Raw genomic sequence first — 22,782 nt, 5'->3', positions numbered from 1 at the left:
GATAGAATATGATAGCTTTTATAATTTTATATTTTGGATGATTAATAATGAATAAAAAGAAGATTTTTACTGCATTAATAGGCATTGTAACTTTACTTGTAATGATTAATGTAGTAGGTATTTCTTTATTTGTTGGCGGCATTGGTGTAATGAATATTATGTATGTTTCTGTTAGTGAGCGCCGTAAAGAAATTGGTATTCGCCGTGCTATAGGGGCGAAAAAGAGGGTGATATTATTGCAATTTTTAGTTGAAGCGATTTTTATCACTACCCTAGGTGGGGGCTTTGGAATTGCACTAGGATATAGTCTTTCACGTTTATAGGTATATTTTTACCTGTTCACCCCATTTTAACAGCTAATGTTTTTATTGGATCGACTCTTACATCGATGATTATAGGTATAACGTTTGGTATTATACCAGCAATTAAAGCATCTAAATTAAGCCCTATAGAAGCGATCCGTCGTTAAATTTACTAATACATATAAATTACTAGTTTTATATTTTAGCCTTAATAAAATAATGATTAATGAAGCTAAAAATGCCTATTCTCTCGAATGATTTTTGAAGAAAGAATAGCATTTTTTATTCAAAAAAAGTTATAGTAGATTAAATCTAGTATAACGAATGAAGTATCGACTTTTATGCTTTTTATTTAGACTCTGGTAAATGTTAATCATTGTATAAAGATTAAGGGCCCATCTATAAAGGGTCCTCACTTCGTGAAGACTAAAAATAATACTGTTTATCCTATCATAAAATCAAGGTAAGATTTTTGGTCGGAAAATCGGTCATTTGAAATCAAATTCTCTGAAATTACATAAGTACCATATAAATTACCCTTTTGGATTTCAAAAAAACATACTTTTTTCAGAATAAGACTTCTTTTCTTCTTTATATTATCTCTCGGGATTTCTAACCACTCGGTGTAATTTTGATTTACGTCTTGCTGAATCACTTTCTTTGCCCATACTGTCTTATCGCTTTTAATTATGATAGCAATATCATTTTTATGTAAATTCCCAGGATTTATATGAGCCATAATTGGATCTGCGTACTTAGCAACAAATCCACCAATACACTCTACATTTTGCTGCTTAATGATGTCATTAATCATACATATCCCCCATAACTAATTTTCATTTTGCGTGTTCTCCATTGCTTGTATTTTATCATAGAGCATCAATTGTTTATACGGTTCTATTGCAAAAAATCTCTTGAATTTGGCCAGATATAATCCAGAGCATATTGCTACGGCTAATTTATTGGACCCAGTCTTTGTATTTGCGCAAATGCCCATAAAGATGATTCTTGCATCTATTCCCGCTACCGTCCCTATTGTACCTAAGTTTCTAAATACATTGAATTCCAATAATGAGGCATTGTATTAATCTTACATGAATATGATATACAACCGAAATTACACAACATAGCAGCTCTTCCAAATGGTGTAATAAGGAAAAAGAAGAGCTCAATGAATTTTCTCATGCAAGTTTTTGATGCTATATTCAATATACTGCATGACTTTTTTCAAAAAGGAATTTGGATAGTCCTGTTCTTTTTTTTCTTAAATGAATTAATTAATTAATCATAAGATACTTTTATTGAAAGGAAAAAAATTATGTTTTCTATAGCATATTTACCTATTATTTTGTATTTATTATTAGAATTTTATAGAAGTTCACCTGTTAAAGAAGAAAAACAAAATCGTGGTTCTAGTTTTTTTATCGGAGTAGTTTTAGCCTTGATGTTCACTATTCCAGAGATTATGTATTTTTTGACAATAAATAAGATTAATTCATTACTGTTTTTTGGTGTTACTGTCGGACTCATTGGTGTATGGATAAGATTTTCTTCAATGAAAATCTTAGGGAGATTTTATAGTAGGAATGTCGGAATGCAGGGGGAACATAAGTTAATTCAAAACGGTCTATATAAATATATTCGCCATCCTGGTTATTTAGGGTCTTTTTTGACCTTTTTAGGATTTGCTATATCTTCATCTTCGTTCATTGCCATTATCATAAATATCATTTTATTTTTCTTTGCGTATTCGTATCGTATAAAAATTGAAGAGAGAATTCTTATTACACTGTTTGGTGAACAATATAAACAATATCAGTCCAAGACTTGGCGAATTATTCCGTTTCTATACTAGAGATTATAGGAGAAAGTTCAAAATTAGTTACTAAAATCATTTAGTCTTTACATTGGAGTGATACCCAAACTAATCCTAAATAACATTGTGCTAAACAAATATCAGATTTATTTAAGACTGAGTAACTTCCGCTAATGAGAATTATGTGAATACGAAAGTCCTCCAGTTAAACAATCTGGAGGACTTTTAATAATCTTTTAAATACATTGAATCCCGATAATATTACGTTATGTTAACCAAACATGTATGCAATATACAAAAGGAATTTGACTTCTTAGAATCTAATATTCTATAAGTAAATAAAAGTGAAGGGGAGTTACATATGACTATAAGACTATTGCAAGCAACTGATGCAGAGAGTTATTGGAATTTAAGGTTGGAATCTTTAAAAGAGAACCCAGAGGCATTTGCAACAACTTATGAAGAATCAATGCAACAGGTTGCTAATAATTTAGAAACAGCAGGAAGTTTTACGTTTGGAGCATTTAAGAATGATAAACTCATAGGAATAGTTACTGTATTGCAAGAAAAACGATTAAAACTACAACATAGGGGCGTTATTGTATCTATGTATGTTACACCTAGTCAACGAAATTCCGGTATAGGCCAAGCACTTTTAAAAGAAACTTTAAAAAAAGCGAAAGAATTAAACCTAGAGCAAATTACTTTAACTGTATTAACAGATAACAAACCTGCAAAGGCGTTGTATGAGTCTATGGGGTTTCAGACATTCGGCATAGAGAAAAAAGCTTTAAAATACAAGGAACAGTATTTTGATGAGGAATTTATGGTTTTGGAGTGCCCATAATGAGACGTTATGTTAACTTTGTGTGAATATAATATTCATAGTCTGCCACATACTATGTTCTGATAAAATGAAATGAAAGGAAATTACTGTAAGGGGATGGTGGCTTGAGCAGGCAAAGGTTATTTGAGCTATTCTTAGTAACGTTTGCTTTACTATTCCTTCATGTGGGCACATTTACCAATTAAAAATTGAACGATAAATTTGGCAACTTTACCTTCTTTGTTGTACTTCTCATGTTTTATATCAACGTTGCATTTATAGAACGGTATTTTGATGATATACAAAAGTGGATTCGAAATATAACATTTTTTCTTGCCCTGTTAGTAGTAATTTTAGTATCAATATGGATAGATTACTTTTAAAACCCTATTTCCGAGAACGATAATTATGTAAATAAGCTGTCCATATGGGTAGCTTATTTTATTTTTTGCTTAGCACGGAGATTTTTTCATGAAGAAAAGACACTCACATGAGTGTCTTTTCCGATAGTTTTTTAGCAGAAGCAAGCAGCTCCAACGATGATTAATAAAATAAACAATACAACTAATAAAGCAAATCCTCCAGCAAAGCCGCCGCCGCAACTACCACCAAAGCCCATAACAGTTCCTCCTTTAGATAGGAGGGGAAAAACAAAGGTTCACTCATGTGTTTTAACGGATTCAATTTACTTTATGTATTTACGCATGAATGGAGCAGGTCCTTTTTTAAAAAAGAAAAACGCCCGACTGATTATAGCTTCACTTTATACTGTCATAGTTCCATGAAATGAGCTCGTATCAAATTTGTGTTCTATATAAATTTGATGCCATATCATAAAGGATAAGACTGTCCAAATTTTACGGCTATAGTCACCTTTACCGGTGCAGTGTGCTTCTAATAGATTTAAAACATAGTTCTTATCAACTAAGTAATCAGTTTCGCTCTCTTTAATAATTGTTACAGCCCAATCATACATTTCATTTTTTAACCAATGACGAATTGGCACAGGGAAACCTAGTTTTTTACGGTTTAAAAAAATCCTTCATCATTTTAACATCTTCAATATTCAATATCACACCCTCGACTTTATCTTTCTTCTCATCTTTAGCAATCGTAATTTGCTTCTTATTATCAACCCACACAAGAAACTCTTCTTTTGAGTCATCTTTATATGTAACGGTTATAGTAGAATGCACAGATTCTCTCTTTTTTTGATCTAATGTGATTGGTTTAGAGGTACCTTTTTGAACGGCTGAAACGATAGATTTTATCATTTTTTCGTTATCTGTTTGGGATTTGGAAGTAGTATTATTTATTGTTTTGAGTATTTCAATGTCTGTAATATTTGCGGAGTTTAATTGAAATGTATTTTGTGTATGTTCTTGCTTAGTTTGTGAAGCTTTATCTGTAGCTGAGGTGCTTGTACAACCTATTAAATTGAAAGATAGAACACTTAGAGCACATATGTAAGTGATTTTTTTCATTTTATCTCCTCCTCTAATTTAATTATAACAATATTCTGTTAATTTAGGTAGTTATTGTAAGGAAAAGGTAGAATAATATTTCACTCTTACAAAATTGTCACATTCATGTAAGGTAATTCAATAGATTAGATACTTTTTCCATGTCATAATAAAGACATAAGAAAGCTAATCAAAAAACTATAAGTTATTAGGAGAGTGTCAGTCATGATTGTAACAACAACGTCTGGAATTCAAGGTAAAGAAATTATTGAGTATATTGATATTGTAAATGGTGAAGCTATTATGGGTGCAAATATTGTCCGCGATTTATTCGCTTCAGTTCGTGATGTTGTCGGTGGTCGTGCTGGTGCTTACGAAAGTAAATTAAAAGATGCACGTGATATTGCGATGGATGAAATGAAAGAACTTGCAAAACAAAAAGGTGCGAATGCTATCGTTGGTATTGACGTAGATTACGAAGTTGTTCGTGATGGAATGTTAATGGTTGCTGTAAGTGGTACAGCTGTACGTATATAAGTAAATAAAAACAGGCTCACCCCTTGAAGCTTATGCTTTAAGGGGATTTTTTTGTTTTTCAGTTAAGCTATTTTCACTTCTATCTTTCTTTTGCTCATGACTAAAGTTAAAATGAACAAAATTAAGCTTAAAAGTGCCATTATAATAAAAACTTGCGTATAACCATCAAAATAATCACGAGCGATTCCTGCTAAGACAGGAATGAATCCGCCCATAATATATCCTCCTGATTGCATCATAGCAGTCCATGCACTCGCATCTTCTGAAGTTTTTGTTTCATATAGCGGTAGCATGAGAGCGAGTGGGAATACGCCGCCGAGACCGATACCTAGTAAAATAGAAGGGATCCATGGTGTAGTTAGTGGGTAAATCATAAGCGATAAACCTACGAGTACGAAGCATATACTCCCTAATAACCAAAGTGCTCGGTTTTTATAAATATCCGCTAATGTTGGAATTAAAAAGCTGCATATCATTTGAACAACTGTAAAAACAGTTATAAGAGTACCAGCTTGTTCGCTACTGACACCCATACTTTGATTTGCTGGCGCAAGCCACGTCGTAATGGAATAAAAGATTCCTGATTGTAGTCCGAAAAAGATTGTGAACAACCATGCTTTTTTATTTCTTAAAGGTAAACTATTATTCTTTTTATCTTGTGTACTCGTATTCTTTTTTCGTTTCATAACCGGATACCAAAATAGAATAGCGATAATAGTAAGTCCCCCCCCAAAAAGCGAGTGCCATATTCCAATCGTCTTTTAATACATGTTGTAAAGGAATCGTTAATCCTGCACTTAAAGAAGCGCCTGTCCCCATACCTACTGAATATATTCCAATCATTAAGCCGATTTTCGTAGGGAATTTTTCTTTAATAAAACCTGATAGTAACGGACCTGCAAGTGCGATCCCAATACCGATAAATAAAGAGCTCGCGAATAATGTGGAAATGGAAGAGGTAAAAGCTCTCATACATGTTGCGAAGCCAATTAAAATAAGACAAGCCATAATTGCTTTTTCTGCCCCATATTTTTTAATTACCTTCCCAGTCAGTAAGGCGAATGTCCCCATACAAAACACAGGAATAGCTGTTAAAAAACTAACGGAAAAATTGCTTATATTTAAGTCTTGTCGGATTGTTTCTAATAAAGGTGAAATAGATGTAATTCCGATACGTAAATTAATGGAAACAAAAAATAGTGCTAGTATATACAAATAAGTTCGTCCTTGATGTTTCAATTTAATTTTCTCCCCTCTTAAACATCAGACGTTATTGAGTATATCATCTGATGTTTGAGTGTAATATATAAGGAGCTTATTTCAGCTCCAAATTTTGAACGGCGTATGTTCGTGCCTCTTCGGCATTTTGTTTAAAAATAGCTTGGAATAACTTTTCATGAATGTCAGAGTTATCTTCATAGTTCACTGTATTTAATATTAATTGGCTTAAAATGTGGCGAAGGGCAGGTACGAAAGATTGATATAAATCAAGTAGAACTTCGTTTTTGCTCGCCTTTGCAATTGCTAGATGAAACTGAATATCTGCATCTATGTATGCTACATAATTTCCTTCTTGAAGGGCATTTTTTCTTTTATTCAAATGTCCTTTTAAGTATAAAAGATCCTCTTCGCTTCGGCGCTGTGCCGCTAACATCGCTACTTCTTTATCTAACATATTTCTTGCTTCATACACATGATTAATATTAGCTGCTTGCAATCGTTTTTCAAATGAATCTTGTGTTGTATTTAGTGAGACAATACGAGTACCTTGTCCTTGTCGAACTTCTAAGATGCCGGCATGTACTAATATCTTTATGCTTTCTCGCAGCGTCGAACGCCCTACACCTAACTCTTCCATTAATTGCGGCTCTGTAGGGAGGCGATCACCAACTTCATACTCGCCGGAAAAGATTTTTTCTTGTAAACGTTCCAACACTTCATCGACTAATTTCCGTCGAGAAACTTTTGAAAAAGATTTCTTTTCGTTTATATTCATCTGCTCATCTCCTGTTATATTCGCTTTTATGATAACCAATTTAAGTTCTGTTGACAATGTTATTTTTTAGGTAGTTGGAGCGGGAGGGGATAACGTTGATGAATAAATGAAAGGACAGCACATATTTTATATGACTCATATGTACTGTCCTCGCTTATTCCACAATTGTGTTTGTTTTTGGATTATGAATAATTGTTTCCTGTCTTGCTATAAATTTCATAAGCAAAAAATCCAAATAAATAGCCTATTCCAGCTCCTAAACCAACTGTAAACAGTGAGTGACCCGGGAAAAATATGTCGACAATTATACCGATTAAACACCCCAAAAGCATTCCCATTGGTATTAAACTATCTAATAAAACTTGAGCGTTTTTTGATTTTTTCTTACCTAAGTTACCGTTGTCATATTTATGTTTAAGCCTTCCAATCACATATAATATGATTCCTCCGACTATTACAACAGGCGCAATTACCGTAATTAACCACATGTTAGAATCTCCTTTCACCTTTTAAAGGAATTATACCAGATAATTACAAATGCACTCTTAAAAGTACTATCTAGTTTATTTAAAAGGCCAATCAAAAAAACCTTTCAATTGTAGTTAATAACTCGTCAAAAACACTTTCCCTTTCGTTTTCTCAGCAGACTGCACAACATCAACCGCAGTTTTCACATCTGCTAAGTCATACGTAGAATGTACCGTCATGAAACGTAATTTCTTATTTTCTACTAAGCGAATTAAGTGACGAAACGTTTCTTGCCATTTATATGGTGACACTTCTTTATTCCAATGTCGTAAATGAAATATGTTCGCGTGCACTTTTGCTTTCGTGACAATCTCTGCCCAGTTTACTTGTATACCTGATAGAAGACCAATCGTTAAAAAGTGCCCGTTTGGACGTAAGGAAAAAGCTAATTCATTTCCATCCGGTCCCCCGATAGAATCAATCGCAGCATCTGCACCGATCCCGTTTGTTAATTCCATAACGGTTTCATAAAGCGGGGCAGAGGAAGTATCTATTACATATTCAGCACCGAGCTGAAGTAACTCTTCTGTATGTTTACTATTTCTTGTCACTGCAATGAGCCGGAAGTTTAAAATTTGCGATAACTGTGCAAATAGATGACCAATAGCGGATCCACAGGCATTCACCAATAAAACGTCATTACGTTTTAAGTTTAGAGTTTCTGTACATGTAACCCACGCTGTAAGGGGATTAATATACATTTGTGCCGCTGTGAAATCATCAATGGAATCAGGTATAGGGACTACAAAGTCAGCTGATGTTGTAACAAATTCTTGCCAAGTACCTTCCCCTCGTAAAGGTAAAACACGTTTACCGATAAGGCCTTTAGAAACGAAAGAGCCAACATCTTCTACAATACCAACACCTTCATAACCAGGTATATTAGGTAAAGGGATCCTATGGGCGTACGCTCCGGTTACTGGAATTAAGTCAGATGGATTAATCGGTCTAACTAGCATACGAACTAAAACTTCATTATCTTTTAATGGTTCTATATTTTTATATTCAACTTGTAATACATCTTTTGGGTTACCGAACTCATGAAATTGAATGTATTTTCTGTGCAAGATAAACGTTCCCCCTTAGTTTGATTGGATTAATTATAGCATTTTTAGCTTAATTGATTATTTCAGTAGCACTAAATAAAGAAGAGCAGACAGTCGTCGTTTATTCATTTAATAAAATCGTAGAAAATGGTATTGCTGTATATAAAAAAATTAATGAAAAATAGGCTCGCTTTATGCTTTGAGGGGACTTTTATTGTGCAAATGTTAAAAAGATATATTAATTATGTAGCATTGTATGGAGTGTTAAATTGATTTCCTAAATAAGTTATTAGGTACATATTAATATAATAAAAAGACGCCCTTGTGAGCGTCTTTTTCCAACTTGAGATAGATGTATCATTATTGTTCTGCTAGGGTATATAATTCTTGTTTGAAGTTTTCTCACACAAATGATCTGTGTATCAATTTGTTTTTGATATACAGATCATTTGTATGAGAATTCTTATAGATAATTGCTGAATCATAATCTTACATAAATGCTTTTAAAAGTTCTTGAACCAATGGAATTACTCCACCTACAAATTTTAAAACTGCCATTGCGATTTCCATATGATTGCCTCCTTTTTTAAATAGTAAGTTGTAATAAATATTTATATCACCATTATAGTAAGCGTTTACATGAACATCAATGCATTTCGATATGCAATATTTCATATTTGTATTTGGTAATGAGGATGTAGAGGAATCAGTAACTCACCCCGCTATTTGTGGGAGTCGGGCTGTATGTAAAAGCCTTCATTTTATCAAAATGTAAGTTGCATCTTGTATAATGTAATGGTGGAGGTCAGATATGAAAAAAATAAGTTTAAATATAGATTTGGATACAAATGTATTGGAAGTGGTATTTATTCCAAGAAGGTTTATTATTTTATGGATTATACTCGTATATATAGCGTCAATTCTTTTAGAATTTCGTAATAATATTTTCTCTATAGATAGTTTTTTCTTTACAATAGTCATTGTTATTCATACTATTTTTCATTGGCATGCGAGTTCATTAAAGAATAGGCAATTGTTGTACTTCTTTTTTGTACAACTTTTCATTGTGTTTTTGGCTGCATTTATTGCAACAAATGCTTCGATAGCGATTTTTGTTGGATTAACTCCTATTTTAATCGCCCAAAGTTTATATGTTTATAACAATATATTTAAAGTAATGGCAGTTTTTACTCTTATGTATGCAATATTTTGTGCTGCAATTAGTATCAATTATGGTGTAAATAAATTAGCTATTCTTATCTCTATGTTTCTTTTAGTGTTAGCAATTATTGTTCCTTTTTCTTATATTAATAAGCAGCAATTTGATGCACGTAATCGTATACAGAGCTACATCCAAGAGTTAGAATCTGCATATATGAGAGTGGAAGAATTGACATTAGTTAATGAAAGGCAGCGAATGGCAAGAGATTTACATGATACGTTAGCACAAGGTTTAGCAAGCTTAATTATGCAATTGGAAGCAATAGATGCCCATATGCAAAAAGGGAATACAGGACGATCTCAAGAGATCATGAAACAAACTATGATAAGAGCGAGACAAACTTTACATGATGCAAGGTTGGTTATTGATGATTTGCGTCATACTACTAATTCATTTAATGGAGCAGTAGAGGAAGAGGTTCAACGTTTTTCTGAGGCTACGTCTATACAGGTGAGATTTACTATTCAAAGCCCCCCGCATATTTCAAGCTTAGTAAAGGAGCACTGTTTATATGTAATTAGTGAATGTTTAACGAATATCGCAAAACATTCACAGGCAACAGAGGTAAATTTAAAAGTTGAATATATCGATGATCTTGAAAAACTTACTATTGAAGTTGAAGATAATGGAATTGGGTTTGACACTGGATATATCGGTAAGAATCCTGGACATTATGGTTTGATTGGCTTAAATGAGCGTGTTCGATTGATTAAGGGAGAAATACATATATTGAGTGAAAAGATGAAGGGTACGAAAGTGTATATTCAAGTGCCTATAAATAAAGAAGGAGATAGCCATGAAGTATAACGTATTAATTGTGGATGATCATTTCGTTGTAAGAGAAGGTCTGAAACTAATAATAGAAACGAGTGATTCATTTCAAATTATAGGTGAGGCTGCAAATGGAGAAGAAGCCCTTTCTTTCATAGAGAAAAAGGAACCTGATGTCATTTTAATGGATTTAAATATGCCTAAAATGAGTGGTTTAGAAACAATTAAGGCTTTGAATAAAAAACAAAACCATACGCCGATTATCATATTAACTACTTATAACGAAGATGAATTAATGTTAAAGGGAATTGAGTTAGGGGCAAAAGGATATTTGCTAAAAGATACGGATCGTGAGAATTTGTTTCGAACATTGGAAGCGGCTATTCGAGGTGAGATTTTACTACAACCAAATATTATGGAAAAGATAGTGAAGTATAAAAGGAAAGAAGTACATGCTGATAAGGTTGAAGGGAATAACTTAACAGAAAAGGAATTGTTTGTGCTGAAAGCTATTGCACGCGGATATAAGAATAAAGAAATTGCATTCGATATGGGGATAGCTGAGCGAACGGTAAAAGCATATTTAACAAATATATACAATAAATTAGGTGTTAATTCCCGATCAGAAGCAGTAGCTGTATCTATTGAAAGGAAGTTAATTCATTTTTAAAACATTATATATGCCCAATCGTACATTATAGGCCTGCCCTTTTGTACGATTTTTTTATTTCTTTCTCATGTTATGCTTCAGAAAGTATGGGAGATTTAAGAACAATCTAATTGCATTACAATTACAGACGTTTCTAATGTAGGAAAGGAAGAAGAATAATTAAATGGAAACTTTGCTTTTAATTCCTGTAGTAATTTTCTTTCTTTGGCTGCAAAGCAAACAAAGAAAAATAAACTGGATAGATATTATAACTTTTCTCATGATGATAGGGATTATTACTTATACGGCGCCGCAGCCAATGACTAGGGATTTACAAGCAGAGCTACTGGCAGTTACGCTTTTTTCTTTCGCTATTGGTATTTGGCAAGGTGGGGGAATTACAGTCTGTTATGAGGATGAAATTTTATATATTACAAATGGAAAACAGTATTCCATTTCATGGATTCTCTTAATAATTGGCAACATAATTATTATTAATATATTTGAAGGTGGATTTACATTTAATGGACCGTGGTTTCTTTTGTGTAGTGTTGTCATTACATCTGGGGTGAAAACCAGTATTCTATGTGTTCTGTACAAATTAACAGTGCGAAATTGAATGGAAAATCAAAGCTGTTTTCTTTTATCCCAACATAAAACGTATTGCTGTAAGTTCATTAAAAGACTGTAGTTGATAAAAAATGTGAAGGAAGTATTGGAAGAATGGGGGAGTTAACGTAGATGTTTCTACCTATTACTATATTTGATAGGTTTAGTTGGCTGGGGAATGTTGCTTTCTCTTCAGAAAAGATTAGCAGGAATCGAGCGCTTTCGAGGGCTGAAGAAAGAGATGTTAATTTGTGTAATAAGAACGGTATAGGTTCAGTTAATAATATGCATCAAAAAATAACGATAGATTCTGTGGAATATGGTGATAATTGTGTATTGGGCCGTGCAGAACCTCATTCAACAATTGTCATAACAAGTAGTGATATGTATGTTGGAAGCGGACGGGTTAATGAGTATGGAGAATTTAAAATATATACAAATGATTATCTGGAAGAGTATTTGGTACTAGAGATTCAGTTGATAATGGGCGGTTTCTATCAAGGAAGTATAACGGTAAAGTTAAAAAGTTAAGGTATGATGATTTTCTTTTTATTTAGTAAATAAAAAGGAAGCAACCGTAGTCGCTTCCTACATCTATTAAGCCGAAGCTTTCTTCATTCTCTCAAGTAAACTAGATAACACATGTGTACGATATGATTCTAGTTTTTTACCTTCATAAGTACGGATACCTAATTTTTTAAGTTCTTTTACATACCAACCTTTGCTTCCGAAATACATGTGATCGCTCCCCTTCAACTTTGTTTTTATTTGTTCTGATTGTACTTGGAGGTACAGGTAATATAATGAAGGAAATGAATTTCGCGCGAAAATGGTTAACTTTGTTGCAAAAGACATATATACTAAGGATAGTATATAACGAGGTGGGCAAGACGTGATTATAGAGAAGCACGAAATTCAAATTGACCAAATTACGAGCGGTAAAGTGAATATCTTTACTTTCTATAGAAATAGAAAGCAAATTGATGATCATTTTTTACGATTGCAAGAACCATCGCTTACAGCAAACTACTTCTTCCATTTTCATTTTGATGCAGAGAGCTTGCATCTACTGCAGGAAGAGTTTCCAAGCGTATATCCGTACGACGGTAGTGAAACGATTCACGACTGGACGGAAAAGATGAAAGCAGAATTGCAACATCAGATCCAAACAGGTAAATGGAATAAACGCGTACGTATCGGCAATCGCATTCTAGATGTGGTGTTTACGTGGTGTGACGAAGATATAGTAGAGTGAAAAAGAAGCGGATGACGCTTCTTTTTTTTAGCGCTGGAATAAAACGAGCTTACCTGCAGAAGATGTGCAGCGATGTGTTTTTTCATACAATCCTTTTTCTTGTAAAATAGATTCACCTTTTGCTTTCGCTTCTTTTTCAGTTGCCGCCTCGAATGATTCGTCTAATGCTTTTGAACCATCTTTTTCAAAGACTGTTAGAACGTATACTCCCATGAAAATTCCCTCCAATAATAAAAATCAGAATCTTATAACTATTTTGGCATAAATCACTAGAATATGCAAAGAAATATATGACATTGCGTGTTACAATAAGGTGAAACTTTAATCAGTGGGGAGTTTTTTATTTCCTGCTTATTACTAGTTTTCACCAATTGAGCATTTATTGTTTGTGTTCATGCGGATAAAATGAAACTTTTGAACTATAGAAAGGATCGTTATTTGTGAAACAAGTGAAGTTTATACATGCGGCTGATTTGCATTTGGATAGTCCGTTTAAAGGGATGGAAATGAATGTAGCACAGTCTGTTTGGGAGAGAATGAAGCAAAGTACGTTTGAATCGTTCGAACGTATTGTTGATAAAGCGATTCAAGAGCGCGTTGATTTCGTATTACTAGTGGGGGATTTGTATGATGCGGAGACGAGAAGTTTGAGAGCGCAAGTGTTTGTGCGTGAGCAAATGAAGAGACTTTCGCAGTACGATATTCCCATTTTTATTATTCATGGTAACCACGATCATTTAGGGGGAAGCTGGGCAGCGATTGAGTTTCCGGAAAATGTTCATGTGTTTACGGAGCCTTATGTGGAAGAGAAGTCATTTTATAAAAATGGTGAGCTATTAGCTTCTATTTATGGATTTAGTTATTTGCAGCAAGCGGTAACGGATAATATGACAGCGCAGTATACGAAAATGAGTGATGCGCCTTTTCATATTGGGATGCTTCACGGAAGTGTGGAAGGGGATGCGGAGCATAATCGCTATGCACCGTTTCAAATTCGTGAGCTGAAGGAAAAGCAGTTTGATTATTGGGCTCTTGGCCATATACATAAACGTGAAATTTTATCAGAAGAGCCTTATATTATTTATCCGGGCAATATACAAGGGCGTCATCGTAAGGAAATGGGCGAGAAGGGTGCGTACCTTATTGAACTTACGAAACAAGGATCGCATTGTTCATTTTTTCATACGGCGGATGTTGTATGGGATGAGATAGAAGTGAGTATCGATGGGCTTGAAACGGTTGATGATCTTATGACGAGCGCGTCAAGTGCGATGAATGAATGCCGAAGAGAAGAGGAAGGCACGCTTTTAACTGTCGTATTTACAGGGCAGGGGCCACTTTCTCCTTATTTGCGTGAAGACAAGCGCGTGGAAGAGATTTTTCATATTTTAGCAGCGGGAGAAGAGCGAAAAGATTTCGTTTATGCGATGAAGTGGAAAAATGAGACGGTTTCTTTTGCGGAAATTGAACGTTTGAAAGAGGAAAATCATTTCGTCGGTAGTGTGCTAAAAGAGTTAGAAGCTTTTACAAATATGGACGGAGTGTTGCGCACCATTTGGACATCTCCTGTAGCGCGTAATAGCATTGAAGCTTTTACGGAAGAAGAGAAGAAAGAGATTCAAAAGGAAGCGGAAAATATTATTTTAGAGCAATTATTCCAGCAAGAGAGGGATAAGAAATGAGAATTGAAAGACTCCATATTTATGGGTACGGAAAATTAGAAAATGTGGAAATGGATCTGTCAATGCTGACGGTGTTATACGGTGAAAATGAAGCGGGGAAATCGACAATTCGCTCGTTTATGAAAAGTATTTTATTCGGTTTTCCAACGAGAGGACAGCGCCGTTATGAACCGAAAGAAGGCGGAAAGTATGGCGGAGCAGTTACTGTTCAAACAGAAAAGTACGGTCGTTTAAAAATTGAACGATTGCCAAAGACGGCAGTAGGCGCGGTGACCGTTTATTTTGAAGACGGGAAAACTGGCGGCGAAGATATTTTAAACGATATATTAAGCGGTGTGAATGAAAGCTTATTTGATTCTGTTTTTTCATTTGATATGCATGGTTTGCAAAATATTCATCAGCTCGGCGAAGCGGATATTGGTAATTATTTATTTTCGGCAAGCGCAGTCGGAAGCGATGCGTTATTGCAGTTAGATAAAAAATTAGAAAAAGAAATGAATCAGCGCTTTAAGCCGAGTGGTCGTAATCCTGAAATTAACGTGTCACTGCAAGAGATGAAGAAAATTGAGGAAAAGATGAAAGAGTGGCAAGGGAAGATTGGCACGTATGAAAAACAGGTCGAGCAGTTAAAAGAAAGTGAAGAGAAACTTGCTTCTGTTCGTGCGGAAAAAGAGTCAGCCGAAAGACGAAAGCAAGACTATGAAATATTAGCGGCGCTTGAGCCTCTCGTTATTGAAAAGAGTGCGCACGAGAAAGTGTTAGAAAACGAGAACGGGCAGTTTCCTGTAAACGGAATGGTGCGCTATGAGGCGGTAAAGGCAAAGATAGAACCGCTCCAAGTACAAGTAGATTCACTTCAAAAAAAGATAGAAACAGTGCAATCAGAAATTGATTCCACAGAAATAGATGAAGCATTTTTACAAAAAGAAAGTTACGTAGAAGAACTTCGTATGCAGCACATGTCTTATGAAAATGCACGCCAAGAAATGCGTGATATGACGGGAAGTATTACGAATATAAAAGAAGAAATCGCAGAACTACAGCAGCAAATTGGAGCCACTTTTGAACAAGAGATGGTTCTTTCATTTGATATAAGTTTAGCGACGAAAGAATTAATTACGCAAACTGTGCAAAAGGCGCGTGAATTAGAATCGCAAAAAGCACAACTAGATGAACGTTTTAAAACGGCTCAGGAGCGATTAGAAGAGCAAGAAGAAAATATAAGACAGATTCAGAAACAAATGTTAGCGGATGAAGAGCGAAATACGTTAGTTGAGAAAGAAAAGTCATTTCAAGATGCGGCGTTTATCGGTATGGGCGCAGAGAGAATGAAGCGTAAGTATGAAGAGAAAGCGGGAGTTGCTAAGCAAAAGAAAAAACAGTGGCAAAGAGTTTGTCTTATTTTACTTCTTATTAACACGCTTGTTTTATTCACGAGCCTATTTATAGATAACCGCGTGCTATTATTTATTAGTGTCATTGTTTTTGTAGGGATTGTTTTAGCACTCGTTTTATATAAAGATCCATCAAGCGGATTACAAGAAGAACTCCTTACTCTTCAGCAAAGTGCTGGCGGGCGCCAAAGTGAAGAAGCGATGACAGTTCGTTATCAGTTAGAAAAGGATGAAGAGATTCGAAAGTTATTTGAGCGAGAGTCTTATAAATTGCAGCAAATGGAACGAGCTTATGATAAAGTCGTTTCATCGTATGAAGAATGGGAGCGAGAAACTTTCCAAATAGGAGAACAAGTAGATGCGTATAAAACGCGCTATATGTTCCCTGAATTTTTTACGTATGCGCACATGTTGCCAGCGTTTGAGCGTATTGAAAAAATGCAGCAATTATATCGTGAGCTAGATAAACAAGGCGAGCGGAAATCTTCATTATATGAAATGATTTCGCAATTTGAACATAAACTAGAAACTGTTATCGGTAGCACGGAGTATAGTAATTTGCATGAGGCGCAAAGTCGTATGCAAAATGAGAAAGAGAAGCGCCAAACTTGTAAGCAGCTGAAAGAGAAGCTGACGGAATGGCGAGAAGAATATGAGTTCATGCAAGAGCAATTGAAACAACTATTAGTAGAACGAGATAGCTTATGGCATATCGCAGATTCTACTAATGAAGAGATGTTTTTAGAAGCAGGTAAACGGGCAGAAAAACGTGAAGATGCGGATAAGCAAGTGAGGCGTTTATTACCTCAAATTGATCTTTTAGAACAGCGCTTAACGAGTTTGTCATTAGCTGAGCATTATGAGGCTGACGGTTATGATGAAAAGTTAAAGCAAGAAATGACCGCCGCGAAAAACTGTCTGACGAAAGAGAAAGAACTGACGGAGCGTATTGCGAAACACCGTATGGAAATTGCGAATTTAGAAGAAGGTAGTACGTATGGTGATTTAATGCATGAACGGGAAATGAAAAAAGCGCAAGTACGCGAACAAGTGAAGAAGTGGGCTGCTTATGCGGCGGCAAAGAAAGTATTAACGAAAACGAAGCAATATTATCATGAAGTGCATCTTCCGCGTATTTTACAAAAATCAGAAGAGTATTTCGTCTATTTAACAGGCGGACGATATAGTAAAATCTTTTCACCGTCAGAGGCGGAGCCGTTCATTGTTGAACGTAACGATGGTATGCGTTTTTACAGTCATGAACTAAGCCAAGCGACAGCGGAGCAGTTATACTTATCGTTACGATTTGCACTAGCGAAAACGTTTGAGCATGATTATCCATTTATTATTGACGATAGTTTCGTGCATTTTGATGCGATAAGGACGAATCGAACGATTGAACTTATAAAGGAAATTGCGAAAGATAGACAAGTAATCTTCTTTACATGTCATGCGCATTTACTCGCGTATTTTACAGAAAATGAGATTATAAAATTAACGCATAAGCGTAAAGAAAATGAGTTGTAGTATGCTATACTAAAAGTAACTGATTTGGTGGAGGAATTCGAATGAAAAAGAAAATTGCAGAATATGAAGTTGGTGAACAAGTCGATGTTTTCTTGTTAATTAAAACAGCGACAAAAGGTCTCGCAAGCAATGGGAAACCGTTTTTAACAGTAATCTTACAAGACCCAAGTGGAGATATTGAAGCGAAGCTATGGGATGTATCACCAGAAGTTGAAAAACAATATGTAGCGGAAACAATCGTTAAAGTAGCTGGAGATATTCTAAACTATAAAGGACGTATTCAATTACGTGTGAAACAAATCCGTGTTGCGAATGAAAATGAAGTAACAGATATCTCGGACTTCGTAGAAAAAGCACCAGTGAAAAAAGAAGATATGGTTGAAAAAATTACGCAATACATATTTGAAATGAGAAACCCGAACATTCAGCGTCTAACAAGACATTTGTTAAATAAGCACCAAAACGAATTTTTAGAATATCCAGCAGCGACGAAGAATCATCACGAGTTCGTATCTGGACTAGCTTATCACGTAGTGTCGATGTTAGATTTAGCGAAAGCTATTGCTACGCTATACCCATCGTTAGATAAAGATTTACTATATGCAGGCGTTATTTTACACGACCTTGGTAAAGTATTCGAACTATCAGGCCCAATTTCTACAACGTATACGTTAGAAGGAAATTTACTTGGCCACATTTCTATCATGGTGAACGAAATTGGGAAAGCAGCAGACGAACTACAAATCGATGCAGAAGAAGTATTAATTCTTCAACACATCGTTCTTTCCCACCATGGAAAAGCAGAGTGGGGTAGCCCAAAACCACCATTAGTAAAAGAAGCAGAAATTCTGCACTACATCGACAACTTAGATGCAAAAATGAATATGATGGACCGCGCATTAGGACGTACAAAACCAGGTGAATACACAGAGCGTGTCTTTGCTCTTGATAATCGTTCGTTCTATAAGCCAACTTTCCATAATTAAGATTGTGAATAGAATGGCCTCATTAAGTGTGGCATGACAATAAAATTGTTTAAAAAGATGGTGTGAAATTAAGTTTTCACACCATCTTTTGTTGCCCTGATAAGGGAAGACACTGCAAACAGCTTTAAAAACCATTATTTATTCCTTGATGAGGAAAGAAATAATGAGAGAAAAAGATGTAAATCATACGGAAAATTTATATTGCATTAGCTTGTGTAAAGCTAATGGATGAGAGTCTGTTGTCAATAAAAAAACGGATCTTAAACAAAACAATTCTTTTGCATATCATGTGATGCAAGGGAGGCAAGAGAACGTGTTCGTTGATTGGAAATCTTTTGTAGAGTATTCTAAATATAGAGTTGTATTAGGAATATTCTTTTAAGGAGAGTGATTACTTTATGCTAGGAAAATGGATGGATAAAGTAAGAGAACCTAGATGTATACACAATTATAAATTTATTAAAACTCAGGATAGTGAAAATTTTAAAACAGGGCAGATTGGGACAGCTAATATTTATAAGTGCGAAAAATGTGGTAAAGAAAAGGTGGATTATAAATATAACAGTGATATAAATAGTGATTTTTGGAATATATAAAATAAATCGTTTAATGAAACGGAGAATTACTAATATTAATTATTCGCTAAAATTACAAGTTATTGTAAGGATATTTAACTATTAAAGAATTTTAATAGCCTATGATTAGTTCATTGATTGTAGGCTATTTATTTTGGCGAGTGAAAAGGTTTTATTACCAGTAGATACGAAAATAATTACGCCACAAAACATATAGCATTTTAAACTAATACTGAGATATTAAAAAATTATCTCGAATTCAAGATAATTCACTTGCTTTTTAATCACTTGAGTTGTAAAGTGATAGTAACGAAAGGAATTACTACTTTCGTACGGATCGTTTTACACATTGAATTATTTTTTAAATTATCACTTGACTAGTAAAATGAATTAATTACTTCTTATAAACACGCGCTTCGCTGACCAGCAAGCAAAAATAAAATTATTAAATACAAATTAAAACCATTGGAGGAATAGAAAATGAACCAATTAAAAGGAATACACCACGTTACAGCGATTACAAGTAGTGCAGAAAAGAATTATGAATTTTTCACTCATGTTTTAGGAATGCGTTTAGTTAAAAAAACAGTAAACCAAGATGATATTCAAACGTATCATTTATTCTTTGCAGATGATAAAGGGAGTGCCGGAACGGATATGACATTCTTTGACTTCCCAGGCGTTCCAAAAGGAGTACACGGTACAAATGAAATTTCAAAAACTTCATTCCGAGTTCCAACTGATGCAGCGTTAGCATATTGGGTGAAACGTTTTGACCGTCTTGAAGTGGAACATACAGGAATTAAAGAGCAATTTGGTAAGAAAACTCTTTCTTTCGTTGATTTTGATGATCAACAGTATCAATTAATCTCTGATGAATTAGATAAAGGAATAGAATCAGGTACACCGTGGCAAAACGGTCCAGTTCCATTAGAATATGCAATTACTGGTTTAGGACCTGTATTTATTCGTATCGCGAACTTTAGTTTCTTTAAAGAAGTGTTAGAAAAAGTTCTATTATTCAAAGAGATTGCTCAAGAAGGAGAATTCTATTTATTTGAAGTGAACGAAGGTGGAAACGGTGCCTCTGTCATTGTAGAACATAATACAGTTCTTCCTGAAGCACAACAAGGTTTTGGTACAGTGCACCATGCTGCATTCCGCGTAGAAGATCGCGCTGTATTAGAAGAATGGATTGAAAGAATCGGTAGCGTAGGGCTTCCTTCATCTGGTTATGTAAATCGTCACTTCTTCGAATCATTATACGCACGAGTGGCACCGCAAATTTTATTTGAATTCGCAACAGATGGCCCAGGGTTTATGGGAGATGAGCCATACGAAACACTTGGAGAAAAATTATCTTTACCTCCATTCCTAGAGCCAAAGCGTGAAGAAATTGAAAAATTAGTTCGCCCAATTGATACAGTGAGAAGTACGAAGGAATTTATTAAAGAGTAAAAATAGAGGTAATAAGTAGGAGAGCAAGTAGTTTTAGCGGATCGCTGGAATTGCTTGCTTTTTTTGTTTTCGCTTTACAAGTATTTTGCTAAAATGTATGTAAAACTGATGGAGGAATAGAATGACGAAAATTAGTGGGTATACTTGTGGATGCTGCGGTACATATCATAAAGAAATTCCCATAAGTTATGGGTACCAAGCTCCAGCTTATTATTACGATGCTGAACCTGAAGAACGAGAAGATAGATTTGAAATGAACGATGATTTATGCGTGATGGATGGTGAACATTTCTTCATTCGAGGAATTATTGAGATTCCTATCATTGGTACAGATGAACACTTCCTATGGGGTGTATGGGTTTCATTAAGTGAAGCGAATTTTGATAAGGTGAATGAATTTTGGGATAAGCAACAATTATTAGAGCCGATGTTTGGGTGGCTTTCGACTGATTTACCATATGAGCTGGAAACAGTAAGTTTAAAAACAATGGTTCATCCGCGAGCGGATGGTATTCGTCCTTATATTGAACTGGAACCGACAGACCATCCTCTAGCAGTGGAATTTAGAGAAGGAATGACGATGGAACGGGTGCAAGAGATAGCGGAACAACTTTGTATAAATAACGATGATGATGAAAAAGAGTGCTGATGTTTGTTCAGCGCTCTTTTTCATCATGGGAAAATTAAGAGTGGAAACAAAGTGTACTATTTCATAAACCTGTCCTGGTTTTAAGGTATCCATAATGTGCTCTAAATTAACTTTGATGTTACTACTTTTGATAATGTGAATCATTTTAAAGTGTTATTAAAAGATGTTGTAATCGATTTGGCTCGTGAAGAAAAAAATAAAGTATACGATAAAAAACGCAAACTTCTAATCAAAAGAAGCTTGCGTTTTTTATTAACTAAAAGAAGTAAGGGACACCAAGTATAGTGATAACAAGCCTTCTTTCGGATATCCAATTGTCCGACCAAGTAATTCAGCGATGCAAAGGAAGCTAGCACCAAATAGCGCTGAGCAAACAATCTTTGATGGTTCATCTCACACTAATCGGACGGCCCGTTAACGCGGATAAAATAATTGACTTACTTTTTATTTGTAACTATAATAGTTACAAAGTAACCATTAGTAGTGGCATTGAGTAATATTTTTTTAATTTAATTGTAACCGATACGGTTACGATTAAAAAAGGAACATAAAACAACCAAAAAATGTGAAACCTTTAAATAGCAACATGAGAAAGGAGACGGGGATTTTGAAACGGTTTAAGTTTTATATGATTAGCGGTATTGTGCTCGTTTTGTTAATAGTTTGTAACTTCGTTGATAAGCCGATTGCGAAGGTTGAAGAAGTGAAAGATACTGTGATGATGAAGATAAATACGAAAGAGAGTATGGCACAAATTGATGGGCAGACAATTTATTTTAAGCAAATTGGCGTGGGGAAACCGCCTTTACTTATGCTTCACGGGTTTGGTGGTTCTTCAGATGGATTTAGTGATATTTATCCGGAACTAGCGAGAGATCATACGATTATTGCGGTTGATATTTTAGGATTTGGGCGTTCTTCTAAGCCAATAGATTTTCAGTATTCGTTTCCTGCGCAAGTGAATTTATATTATAAGTTAATGAAGAAACTTGGATATGATCAGTTCGCAGTACTTGGTCATTCGATGGGTGGAGAGATGTCCCTTAATTTAGCGTACTTATATCCGGACGCGGTTACGCATCTTATTTTAGCGGATTCTACAGGAATTGAATCTTTTGAGCAAAAAGAAGGTTATGAAATGCCACAGTTATCAACGGACCTGCAAACTGTAACTGCGATTACGGATTATAATAAAAATGAAGTGAAGAATAGTCGGGATGATAAAAAGCATTATGATGAGCTTACAAAAATGAAAGAGCGCCGTATTGCGATGGAGGCAGATAAAATAAAAGTGCCAACGTTGATTATATGGGGTCGACATGATAAGAGTGTTTCTTGGGAAAACGGTGAGCTGTATCATCAGTTATTTGCAAATAGTACGTTTCATATCATTGAAAAAGGATACCACGCACCGTTTCGCCAGGAACCAATCGAATTTATGGAATATGTACAAGCGTTTTTCGCGAAGCATCCACAAGGATAAAATGAATT

The 22,782-nt window shown here is 34.9% G+C and carries 24 protein-coding genes and 6 pseudogenes; 18 read left to right on the top strand and 12 right to left on the bottom strand.

What is annotated here, in order from left to right; translation table 11 throughout:
• Positions 1-113 precede the first annotated feature (113 nt).
• Positions 114-309: pseudogene (locus tag ACP6L7_RS23020) on the top strand (ABC transporter permease); the annotation flags it as partial.
• Positions 310-744: 435 nt separating this feature from the next.
• On the opposite strand, the gene ACP6L7_RS23015 reads toward ACP6L7_RS23020, so the two are convergent.
• Positions 745-1,116, bottom strand: coding sequence for a hypothetical protein (locus ACP6L7_RS23015; protein WP_097829884.1), 372 nt, complete (start codon positions 1,114-1,116; stop codon positions 745-747).
• Between the two features lie 100 nt (positions 1,117-1,216).
• Between ACP6L7_RS23015 and ACP6L7_RS23010 the strand changes: the two are divergent.
• From ACP6L7_RS23010 to ACP6L7_RS22995, 4 genes and pseudogenes are all read left to right on the top strand, one after another.
• Positions 1,217-1,354: pseudogene (locus ACP6L7_RS23010) on the top strand (alpha/beta fold hydrolase); the annotation flags it as partial.
• 266 nt (positions 1,355-1,620) lie between these two features.
• Positions 1,621-2,157, top strand: coding sequence for a methyltransferase family protein (locus ACP6L7_RS23005; protein WP_097829885.1), 537 nt, complete (start codon positions 1,621-1,623; stop codon positions 2,155-2,157).
• 322 nt (positions 2,158-2,479) lie between these two features.
• Positions 2,480-2,965: a GNAT family N-acetyltransferase gene (locus ACP6L7_RS23000; protein ID WP_097829886.1), complete on the top strand. Its 486-nt coding sequence runs from the start codon at positions 2,480-2,482 to the stop codon at positions 2,963-2,965.
• Between the two features lie 104 nt (positions 2,966-3,069).
• A pseudogene (locus ACP6L7_RS22995) lies at positions 3,070-3,327 on the top strand (DUF3963 domain-containing protein).
• A gap of 131 nt (positions 3,328-3,458) precedes the next feature.
• Here the strand turns inward: ACP6L7_RS22995 and ACP6L7_RS22990 are convergent.
• From ACP6L7_RS22990 to ACP6L7_RS22980, 3 genes and pseudogenes are all read right to left on the bottom strand, one after another.
• On the bottom strand, positions 3,459-3,563 hold the full coding sequence (locus tag ACP6L7_RS22990; protein WP_000505684.1) for a YjcZ family sporulation protein: 105 nt from the start codon (positions 3,561-3,563) through the stop codon (positions 3,459-3,461).
• A gap of 144 nt (positions 3,564-3,707) precedes the next feature.
• Positions 3,708-3,977: pseudogene (locus ACP6L7_RS22985) on the bottom strand (asparagine synthase-related protein); the annotation flags it as partial.
• The gene (locus ACP6L7_RS22980) at positions 3,967-4,428 is read right to left on the bottom strand and encodes a hypothetical protein (RefSeq protein WP_097829887.1); all 462 of its coding nucleotides are present in this window, start codon (positions 4,426-4,428) and stop codon (positions 3,967-3,969) included. The pseudogene ACP6L7_RS22985 and the gene ACP6L7_RS22980, both read right to left, overlap by 11 nt.
• A gap of 204 nt (positions 4,429-4,632) precedes the next feature.
• Between ACP6L7_RS22980 and ACP6L7_RS22975 the strand changes: the two genes are divergently transcribed.
• Complete coding sequence (locus ACP6L7_RS22975; RefSeq protein WP_000637505.1) at positions 4,633-4,944, top strand: heavy metal-binding domain-containing protein; 312 nt, start codon at positions 4,633-4,635, stop codon at positions 4,942-4,944.
• A 62-nt stretch (positions 4,945-5,006) separates the two neighbouring features.
• On the opposite strand, the pseudogene ACP6L7_RS22970 reads toward ACP6L7_RS22975, so the two are convergent.
• The 5 genes and pseudogenes from ACP6L7_RS22970 to ACP6L7_RS22950 form a co-directional block, all read right to left on the bottom strand.
• A pseudogene (locus ACP6L7_RS22970) lies at positions 5,007-6,189 on the bottom strand (MFS transporter).
• Between the two features lie 70 nt (positions 6,190-6,259).
• Positions 6,260-6,940, bottom strand: coding sequence for a FadR/GntR family transcriptional regulator (locus ACP6L7_RS22965; protein WP_097829889.1), 681 nt, complete (start codon positions 6,938-6,940; stop codon positions 6,260-6,262).
• 182 nt (positions 6,941-7,122) lie between these two features.
• Entirely contained in the window at positions 7,123-7,428 is a 306-nt protein-coding gene (locus tag ACP6L7_RS22960; protein ID WP_097829890.1) for a hypothetical protein, read from the bottom strand.
• Positions 7,429-7,542: 114 nt separating this feature from the next.
• Positions 7,543-8,538, bottom strand: a complete 996-nt coding sequence (locus ACP6L7_RS22955) for a zinc-dependent alcohol dehydrogenase family protein (RefSeq protein WP_097829891.1) — start codon at positions 8,536-8,538, stop codon at positions 7,543-7,545.
• A 465-nt stretch (positions 8,539-9,003) separates the two neighbouring features.
• Positions 9,004-9,189: a hypothetical protein gene (locus ACP6L7_RS22950; RefSeq protein WP_097829892.1), complete on the bottom strand. Its 186-nt coding sequence runs from the start codon at positions 9,187-9,189 to the stop codon at positions 9,004-9,006.
• A 136-nt stretch (positions 9,190-9,325) separates the two neighbouring features.
• On the opposite strand from ACP6L7_RS22950, the gene ACP6L7_RS22945 reads away from it, so the two are divergent.
• The 4 genes from ACP6L7_RS22945 (at position 9,326) to ACP6L7_RS22930 (ending at position 12,296) form a co-directional block, all read left to right on the top strand.
• A complete protein-coding gene (locus tag ACP6L7_RS22945; protein WP_097829893.1) occupies positions 9,326-10,543 on the top strand; it encodes a sensor histidine kinase in 1,218 nt (405 codons plus the stop codon).
• Positions 10,533-11,177, top strand: a complete 645-nt coding sequence (locus tag ACP6L7_RS22940; protein ID WP_097829894.1) for a response regulator — start codon at positions 10,533-10,535, stop codon at positions 11,175-11,177. Before ACP6L7_RS22945 ends, ACP6L7_RS22940 begins: the two co-directional genes overlap by 11 nt.
• A 163-nt stretch (positions 11,178-11,340) precedes the next feature.
• The gene (locus ACP6L7_RS22935) at positions 11,341-11,775 is read left to right on the top strand and encodes a hypothetical protein (RefSeq protein WP_097829895.1); all 435 of its coding nucleotides are present in this window, start codon (positions 11,341-11,343) and stop codon (positions 11,773-11,775) included.
• A gap of 122 nt (positions 11,776-11,897) precedes the next feature.
• Positions 11,898-12,296: an Ig-like domain-containing protein gene (locus ACP6L7_RS22930; protein WP_071772315.1), complete on the top strand. Its 399-nt coding sequence runs from the start codon at positions 11,898-11,900 to the stop codon at positions 12,294-12,296.
• A 66-nt stretch (positions 12,297-12,362) separates the two neighbouring features.
• On the opposite strand, the gene ACP6L7_RS22925 is transcribed toward ACP6L7_RS22930, so the two are convergent.
• A complete protein-coding gene (locus ACP6L7_RS22925; RefSeq protein WP_000273536.1) occupies positions 12,363-12,503 on the bottom strand; it encodes a YflJ family protein in 141 nt (46 codons plus the stop codon).
• Between the two features lie 154 nt (positions 12,504-12,657).
• On the opposite strand from ACP6L7_RS22925, the gene ACP6L7_RS22920 reads away from it, so the two are divergent.
• Positions 12,658-13,020 (top strand): hypothetical protein, encoded by a 363-nt coding sequence (locus tag ACP6L7_RS22920; protein WP_029437729.1) that lies wholly within the window; start codon positions 12,658-12,660, stop codon positions 13,018-13,020.
• 27 nt (positions 13,021-13,047) lie between these two features.
• On the opposite strand, the gene ACP6L7_RS22915 is transcribed toward ACP6L7_RS22920, so the two are convergent.
• On the bottom strand, positions 13,048-13,233 hold the full coding sequence (locus ACP6L7_RS22915; protein ID WP_000539551.1) for a YhzD family protein: 186 nt from the start codon (positions 13,231-13,233) through the stop codon (positions 13,048-13,050).
• A gap of 227 nt (positions 13,234-13,460) precedes the next feature.
• On the opposite strand from ACP6L7_RS22915, the gene ACP6L7_RS22910 reads away from it, so the two are divergent.
• The 6 genes from ACP6L7_RS22910 (at position 13,461) to ACP6L7_RS22885 (ending at position 21,291) form a co-directional block, all read left to right on the top strand.
• Positions 13,461-14,702 carry a metallophosphoesterase family protein gene (locus ACP6L7_RS22910; RefSeq protein ID WP_097829896.1) on the top strand — a complete coding sequence of 414 codons (1,242 nt, stop codon included), beginning with the start codon at positions 13,461-13,463 and terminating at the stop codon, positions 14,700-14,702.
• Complete coding sequence (locus ACP6L7_RS22905) at positions 14,699-17,623, top strand: ATP-binding protein (RefSeq protein ID WP_097829897.1); 2,925 nt, start codon at positions 14,699-14,701, stop codon at positions 17,621-17,623. The genes ACP6L7_RS22910 and ACP6L7_RS22905 overlap by 4 nt, the downstream gene beginning before the upstream one ends.
• Before the next feature lie 41 nt (positions 17,624-17,664).
• Positions 17,665-18,609, top strand: a complete 945-nt coding sequence (gene yhaM, locus ACP6L7_RS22900) for a 3'-5' exoribonuclease YhaM (RefSeq protein WP_000726646.1) — start codon at positions 17,665-17,667, stop codon at positions 18,607-18,609.
• A gap of 398 nt (positions 18,610-19,007) precedes the next feature.
• A complete protein-coding gene (locus ACP6L7_RS22895) occupies positions 19,008-19,205 on the top strand; it encodes a hypothetical protein (RefSeq protein ID WP_002150116.1) in 198 nt (65 codons plus the stop codon).
• A gap of 459 nt (positions 19,206-19,664) precedes the next feature.
• Positions 19,665-20,642 (top strand): ring-cleaving dioxygenase, encoded by a 978-nt coding sequence (locus ACP6L7_RS22890; RefSeq protein WP_097829898.1) that lies wholly within the window; start codon positions 19,665-19,667, stop codon positions 20,640-20,642.
• 121 nt (positions 20,643-20,763) lie between these two features.
• Entirely contained in the window at positions 20,764-21,291 is a 528-nt protein-coding gene (locus ACP6L7_RS22885) for a DUF2199 domain-containing protein (protein WP_097829899.1), read from the top strand.
• A gap of 256 nt (positions 21,292-21,547) precedes the next feature.
• Here ACP6L7_RS22885 and ACP6L7_RS22880 read toward each other — a convergent pair.
• Positions 21,548-21,666: pseudogene (locus ACP6L7_RS22880) on the bottom strand (iron chelate uptake ABC transporter family permease subunit); the annotation flags it as partial.
• Between the two features lie 232 nt (positions 21,667-21,898).
• Between ACP6L7_RS22880 and ACP6L7_RS22875 the strand changes: the two are divergent.
• On the top strand, positions 21,899-22,774 hold the full coding sequence (locus ACP6L7_RS22875; RefSeq protein WP_141533303.1) for an alpha/beta fold hydrolase: 876 nt from the start codon (positions 21,899-21,901) through the stop codon (positions 22,772-22,774).
• Positions 22,775-22,782 lie beyond the last annotated feature (8 nt).

It is taken from the genome of Bacillus silvicola, from assembly GCF_050524305.1.
Taxonomy (GTDB): domain Bacteria; phylum Bacillota; class Bacilli; order Bacillales; family Bacillaceae_G; genus Bacillus_A; species Bacillus_A cereus_AT.
Note: the sequence above shows the minus strand (reverse complement) of the source record. Positions and strands in the feature narration are given on the sequence as shown.

Bases quoted from the DNA above. Each gene is read 5' to 3' on its own strand.
- ACP6L7_RS22965 (WP_097829889.1), bottom strand. From the start codon at position 6,940: ATGAATATAAACGAAAAGAAATCTTTTTCAAAAGTTTCTCGACGGAAA.
- ACP6L7_RS22980 (WP_097829887.1), bottom strand. From the start codon at position 4,428: ATGAAAAAAATCACTTACATATGTGCTCTAAGTGTTCTATCTTTCAAT.
- ACP6L7_RS22950 (WP_097829892.1), bottom strand. From the start codon at position 9,189: ATGAAATATTGCATATCGAAATGCATTGATGTTCATGTAAACGCTTAC.
- ACP6L7_RS23000 (WP_097829886.1), top strand. From the start codon at position 2,480: ATGACTATAAGACTATTGCAAGCAACTGATGCAGAGAGTTATTGGAAT.
- ACP6L7_RS22940 (WP_097829894.1), top strand. From the start codon at position 10,533: ATGAAGTATAACGTATTAATTGTGGATGATCATTTCGTTGTAAGAGAA.
- ACP6L7_RS22935 (WP_097829895.1), top strand. From the start codon at position 11,341: ATGGAAACTTTGCTTTTAATTCCTGTAGTAATTTTCTTTCTTTGGCTG.
- yhaM (WP_000726646.1), top strand. From the start codon at position 17,665: ATGAAAAAGAAAATTGCAGAATATGAAGTTGGTGAACAAGTCGATGTT.
- ACP6L7_RS22925 (WP_000273536.1), bottom strand. From the start codon at position 12,503: ATGTATTTCGGAAGCAAAGGTTGGTATGTAAAAGAACTTAAAAAATTA.
- ACP6L7_RS22915 (WP_000539551.1), bottom strand. From the start codon at position 13,233: ATGGGAGTATACGTTCTAACAGTCTTTGAAAAAGATGGTTCAAAAGCA.
- ACP6L7_RS22960 (WP_097829890.1), bottom strand. From the start codon at position 7,428: ATGTGGTTAATTACGGTAATTGCGCCTGTTGTAATAGTCGGAGGAATC.
- ACP6L7_RS23015 (WP_097829884.1), bottom strand. From the start codon at position 1,116: ATGATTAATGACATCATTAAGCAGCAAAATGTAGAGTGTATTGGTGGA.
- ACP6L7_RS22895 (WP_002150116.1), top strand. From the start codon at position 19,008: ATGCTAGGAAAATGGATGGATAAAGTAAGAGAACCTAGATGTATACAC.
- ACP6L7_RS23005 (WP_097829885.1), top strand. From the start codon at position 1,621: ATGTTTTCTATAGCATATTTACCTATTATTTTGTATTTATTATTAGAA.
- ACP6L7_RS22930 (WP_071772315.1), top strand. From the start codon at position 11,898: ATGTTTCTACCTATTACTATATTTGATAGGTTTAGTTGGCTGGGGAAT.
- ACP6L7_RS22885 (WP_097829899.1), top strand. From the start codon at position 20,764: ATGACGAAAATTAGTGGGTATACTTGTGGATGCTGCGGTACATATCAT.
- ACP6L7_RS22890 (WP_097829898.1), top strand. From the start codon at position 19,665: ATGAACCAATTAAAAGGAATACACCACGTTACAGCGATTACAAGTAGT.
- ACP6L7_RS22990 (WP_000505684.1), bottom strand. From the start codon at position 3,563: ATGGGCTTTGGTGGTAGTTGCGGCGGCGGCTTTGCTGGAGGATTTGCT.
- ACP6L7_RS22975 (WP_000637505.1), top strand. From the start codon at position 4,633: ATGATTGTAACAACAACGTCTGGAATTCAAGGTAAAGAAATTATTGAG.
- ACP6L7_RS22905 (WP_097829897.1), top strand. From the start codon at position 14,699: ATGAGAATTGAAAGACTCCATATTTATGGGTACGGAAAATTAGAAAAT.
- ACP6L7_RS22945 (WP_097829893.1), top strand. From the start codon at position 9,326: ATGAAAAAAATAAGTTTAAATATAGATTTGGATACAAATGTATTGGAA.